3 protein-coding genes are annotated in these 5,088 nt (G+C 75.1%); 2 read left to right on the top strand and 1 reads right to left on the bottom strand.

The genetic code is table 11. From position 1 onward, the window contains the following. Positions 1–15 precede the first annotated feature (15 nt). Positions 16–2,292 carry a substrate-binding domain-containing protein gene (locus ACFWEJ_RS27145; RefSeq protein WP_377232286.1) on the bottom strand — a complete coding sequence of 759 codons (2,277 nt, stop codon included), beginning with the start codon at positions 2,290–2,292 and terminating at the stop codon, positions 16–18. Between the two features lie 96 nt (positions 2,293–2,388). On the opposite strand from ACFWEJ_RS27145, the gene ACFWEJ_RS27140 reads away from it, so the two are divergent. Beyond that, a complete protein-coding gene (locus ACFWEJ_RS27140; protein ID WP_377232285.1) occupies positions 2,389–3,480 on the top strand; it encodes a LacI family DNA-binding transcriptional regulator in 1,092 nt (363 codons plus the stop codon). A 142-nt stretch (positions 3,481–3,622) separates the two neighbouring features. After that, complete coding sequence (locus ACFWEJ_RS27135) at positions 3,623–5,029, top strand: glycoside hydrolase family 6 protein (protein ID WP_377232284.1); 1,407 nt, start codon at positions 3,623–3,625, stop codon at positions 5,027–5,029. Positions 5,030–5,088 lie beyond the last annotated feature (59 nt).

Raw genomic sequence — 5,088 nt, 5'->3', positions numbered from 1 at the left:
GTCACCGCGCGGCCGTCAGCGTGCGACGCCCCGCCGTTCCCGCGCCGGCATGCCGGTGACGTCGATCAGCACGCCGATCATCCGGGCGCGCACGCCGGCGTCGTCGGTCACGGTGGTGGCGCGGCAGCGCACCCACATCTCGCGGCCGTCCGCGGCGAGCAGGCGGTGCTCCAGGTCGAGCGGCTCCGCCGCGCCCGCGAGCTGCCGGGCGATCGCGATCTGCACGGTCCGCACGTCCTCGGGGTGGACCCGCCCGGTCCACTCCTCGATGCCGGTGCACGCGGCGTCGTCGGGCAGGCCGACCAGGGCGCGCCAGGTGCGCGAGTAGAAGACCTGCCCGGTCGCGATGTCCCAGTCCCAGGTGCCCTCCAGGGCGACGTCCTGGACCAGCGCGTTGCGCTCGACCTCGGTGCGCAGGTCCAGCACGAGCGCCCGCTCCCGGTCCGCGGCCTCCGCGAGCGCGGCCCGCTGCCGCTGCAGCGACGTCAGCCGGTCCTCCCGGTCCAGCGCGACGGCGACCATGGCCGCCCAGTGGTCGTACTTGTCGCGCGAGCTCGTGGCGCGCGTGTCCACGCCCCCGCCGATCGCCAGCATGCCCCAGTCGCTCTGCCCGAACGTCACCGGGACCACGAACACGACCCCCTCGCCCGAGAGTGCGGGCGGCGGGAACGTGCCCACCGGCATGCGCCTGCCCACCAGCGCCGTCGCCTGGCGGGACGTGGCGGTGGTGCCCACGATCTCCAGGGTCCGCGCCGCGTCCACCGGGCCGGACGGTGGTCCGGCCGCCCCGCCGGAGGCCCCGGCCGAACCGGGCGCGCCCTCGGTGTCCGTCCACAGGGCGAGCGTGGCCGGGCTGCGGTGCCCGCGCGGGAGCCAGGTCAGCGCCCGGATAGCGCGCCCGTCGGCGTGCAGCAGGTCGAGGTCGAGCTCGTACTGGTCGGTGATCGTCCGTTCGAGCTGTCCCGACCGGGCCAGGAGCGTCTGGGTGCACCCGGCGCTGAGGGCGACCAGCACGTCGGTCGCGGTCCGGGTGACGGCGCGGGCACGGGCGGCCCGGCTCGGGGCGCGGGCCGCGGCCCCCGGCTCCCCGCCGGGGCCGGCCCCCACCTGGCCGGTGCGCACCTCCTCCCGGAACTCCTCCTCCACCGACCGCAGCGCCGGGATGAGCTGCTCCAGCGCCTCGGGGTGGGGACGCAGCACGCGCGTGCTCTCGGCGAGGCTCGTGAGCGTCGCCTGCGTGGGCGGCTGGCCCAGCGCCGCCGCACCGCGGAACAGCCGCTGCACGCCGCGCATCCACGAGTCCAGGTCGGCACCCGGTCCGAGCCGCGCCTCGGCGCCGTCGAACGTCGCGCGCGCCACCTCGCCGAACCGGCGCCACGCCGTCGAGCCCTCCTGTGCGGGCAGGCCTTCGAGGAGTGCGCCTGCCCGCGCGTCGACGCAGCCGCAGGACTCGCGGGTCACCAGCGTGGAGCGCGACAGGTGCTGGCCCGCCACGCGCTCGCCCCGGATCCGGGCGAGGAGCAGGGACACGGCCAGCTCGCCCACCTGGTCGTGGTGCGGGTCCACGGACGCGAGCCGGGGGCGCACGCGGGCGCCCGCCTCGGAGTGGTCGAAGCCGACGATCGCCTGGTCACCGGGCAGGGACAGCCCCTGGGCCCGCAGCACGCGGGAGAACCCGATCGCGTTGCGGTCGGTGGCGGCGACGGTCGCCGTCGTCGGCAGGCCCGGGCCGCCCACGACGGCCTGCGCCACGGTCGCCGCGCTCGCCTCCTGGTTGTCGGCCGTGCGGTAGAGCCACTCGGGCCGGGGCGTGATGCCGTGGGCCGTGAGCGTCGCGACGTAGGCCGCGTGCCGTTCGACGATGTCGGCCTGGCGCAGGCTGCCGAGGAACCCGATCTCCCGGTGCCCGTGCGCGATGAGGTGCTCCACCGCGGCCCGCGTGCCGCCCTCGTTGTCGGGCGTCACCACCGGGGCGTCGATGCTGGTGGTGCGCTCGCTGACCAGCACCACCGGCGTGCCGTCCGCCTCGATCCGCAGCAGCGTCGCCTCGTTGACGGCCGACGTGATGACGATGACGCCGTCGAGCTGGCCGAGGCTCACGGCCGCGGTGCCGGGCGGGCGGTCCGGGAACTGCTCGCGCTCCAGGTCCGCCGGATAGGTCTGCACCGCGACCACGCGGTGCCCCTCCGGGCGGACGGTGCGCGCGATCCCGGCGAGCAACCGTCCGAAGTAGTAACCACCGACGACCGGGGACAGCACCCCGATCACATACCTGCGCTTTCCGTTAAGCATGCTTATACACCCGTCTTCGTTGACGCTGTGCAAAATTCACCCAAGGGTGCATGCTACGTGGTTATGGTCCCAACGTCGCGACCGAACCATCCTGAAGTGTCCGATTACTCGACCCCTGCGCGACGGCCGACCATCGTCGACGTCGCCCGGGCCGCCGGCGTCTCGACCGCCGTCGTGTCGTACACGCTCAACGGGCGCCGCGGGGTCTCCGCCGCGACCCGGGAGCGCGTGCTCCGCGCGGCGGACGAGCTCGGCTGGCGGCCCGCCACGGCCGCCCGCTCGCTGCGCAGCGGCCCGGCCGCCGCGGCGCTGGTCGTGGTGCACGACCAGCCGTTCGGCACCCGGGCGGCGTTCCCGCTCGACCTCGTGACCGGCGCGCTCCAGACCCTCGGCCCGGACACCCTCACGCTCGCCGTGCACGTGGCCGGCTCCACTGCCGAGGCCGCGCAGCTCATGGACCGCTGGTGGACCGAGCGGCGCTACGCCGCGTTCGTGGTCACGGGCGTCCGGGCGGACGACGAGCGCCTCGCCGCCCTGCGCTCCCTGCCCGCGCCGGCCGTCGTGGTGGGCACCGCGCCGGACGCCGCGCCCGCCACCTGGCAGCACGTGGTGCTCGACGACGGCGACGCGTTCGAGCAGGTGGGCGGCTTCCTGGCCGAGCTGGGGCACCGGCGGGTCGCGATGGTGGCGGGGTCCGAGCGCCTCGTCTCGCCCGCGCGCCGGGCCGCCGCCCTGGAGGCGGCGCTGGCCCGGCGTGGTCTCGACCTGCGCACCGTCGCGGGCGACGGGCCCGAGCGCGCGGCGGCGGCGCTGCGCCCGCTGCTCGCCGCCGCCGACCGCCCCACGGCGGTGGTGACCGACGACGACGCGACGGCCGGGCTCGTGCTCGACGTCGCCCGGCGGCTGGGCCTCGGCGTGCCGTGGGACCTGTCGGTGGTCGCCGGGACCGACTCGCCGGCGTGCTACCTGACGACGCCGTCGCTCACCGCCGTGCCGTACCCCGTGGAGGAGCTCGGCCGGGCCACCGGCCGGGCGCTGCGCACCGCGCTCGGCACCGGTCCGGGCCGGCGTGCCGCCGGGTCCGGGCCGGGTGCGGACCGGGCGCCGGGCGCGGAGCCGCCGTCCGGCACCGTGGCGGTGGGGCGGCTCGTGGTGCGCGGTTCGACGGCGCCGCCGCCCGGCGGCTAATCGTTTAAGACGGTTCTGCCGCAGCCAAACGGTAGGCAAAGTTGCGCCAAGCCGCGGCGGAACGAGCCGCCGTGGTGCGCGGACCGTCGTCCGGCCCCGGGGCCGGCGCGGCGCGCGCTCGGTCCGGCCAACGGAGGTCACCGTGTCATCAGCACCTCGCCGCACCCGCGGCACGTCCCCACGCAGGTCCCGCACCGTGGCGGCAGCGGCAGCGGGCGTCCTGCTCGCGGTTCCCGCGCTCGTCGCCGTCGGGAGCGCTCCCGCCGTCGCGCTCGAGGACAACCCGTTCGTCGGGGCCGGGCAGTACGTCAACCCGGACTGGTCGGCCCTGGTCGAGACGGCCGCCGACGAGGTGGGCGACGCCGCCCTCGCCGCAGACATGCGCGCCATCGCCGACGAGCCGACGTCGGTCTGGATGGACCGCATCGCCGCGATCGAGGGCACCGAGCGGCAGCACGGCCTCGAGTGGCACCTCGACCAGGCGGTGGCGCAGTCCGGCGGCTCGCCCCTGGTGTTCAACGTGGTCATCTACGACCTACCCGGCCGCGACTGCCATGCCCTCGCCTCGAACGGCGAGCTGCCCGCCACCGCGGAAGGGATGACCCGGTACAAGACCGAGTACATCGACCCGATCGTCGCGCTGCTGAACCAGCCCGAGTACGAGAACCTGCGGATCGTCGCCACGATCGAGCCCGACTCGCTGCCCAACCTCGTGACCAACCAGTCCGACGCCGACTGCGTCGCGGCGGCCCCGTACTACCGCGAGGGAGTGCAGTACGCGATCTCCGAGCTGTACGAGGTGGGCAACGTCTACTCCTACATCGACGCGGCCCACTCGGGCTGGCTCGGCTGGCCGAACAACTCCAGCGGCGCGGCGCAGGAGTTCGCCAACGTGATCGAGGGCAGCACCTACGGGTGGAACGCCGTGTCCGGGTTCGTCACCAACACGGCGAACACCACGCCGCTGGAGGAGACGTACCTGACCAACCCCGACCTCCAGGTCGGCGGCGGCCAGGTGAAGTCCGCCGGCTGGTTCGAGTGGAACCCCGACTTCGACGAGATCGACTGGACCGCGAACCTCTACGACCTGATGGTCGCGCAGGGCGCCCCGTCGAGCATCGGCATGCTCGTCGACACCGGTCGTAACGGCTGGGGCGGGTCCGCCCGTCCGACGGCGGTCAGCACCTCCACCGACCTCAACACCTACGTGAACGAGTCCAAGGTGGACCGCCGCAACCACCGCGGCGCCTGGTGCAACCCGTCGGGTGCCGGCATCGGTGAGCGGCCGACGGTCGCGCCGTCCGGCCACGCGGAGTCGCACCTCGACGCCTACGTCTGGGTCAAGCCCCCGGGCGAGTCGGACGGCTCGTCCACGGAGATCCCGAACGACGAGGGCAAGCGCCTGGACCGGATGTGCGACCCGACGTACCAGTCCAGCGAGCTGGGCGGCCGGCTGACGGGCGCCCTCGCGGACGCCCCGCTGTCGGGCCACTGGTTCCAGGCCCAGTTCGAGATGCTGGTCGCCAACGCCTACCCGGCGATCGGCTAGGTCCGGCCGCACCCACCCGGCTGACTCACCGCCCCCGGGTGCGCGAGTCAGCCGGGTGG

It is taken from the genome of Promicromonospora sp. NPDC060204 (assembly GCF_042728455.1).
Lineage (GTDB): Bacteria > Actinomycetota > Actinomycetes > Actinomycetales > Cellulomonadaceae > Promicromonospora.
Note: the sequence above shows the minus strand (reverse complement) of the source record. Positions and strands in the feature narration are given on the sequence as shown.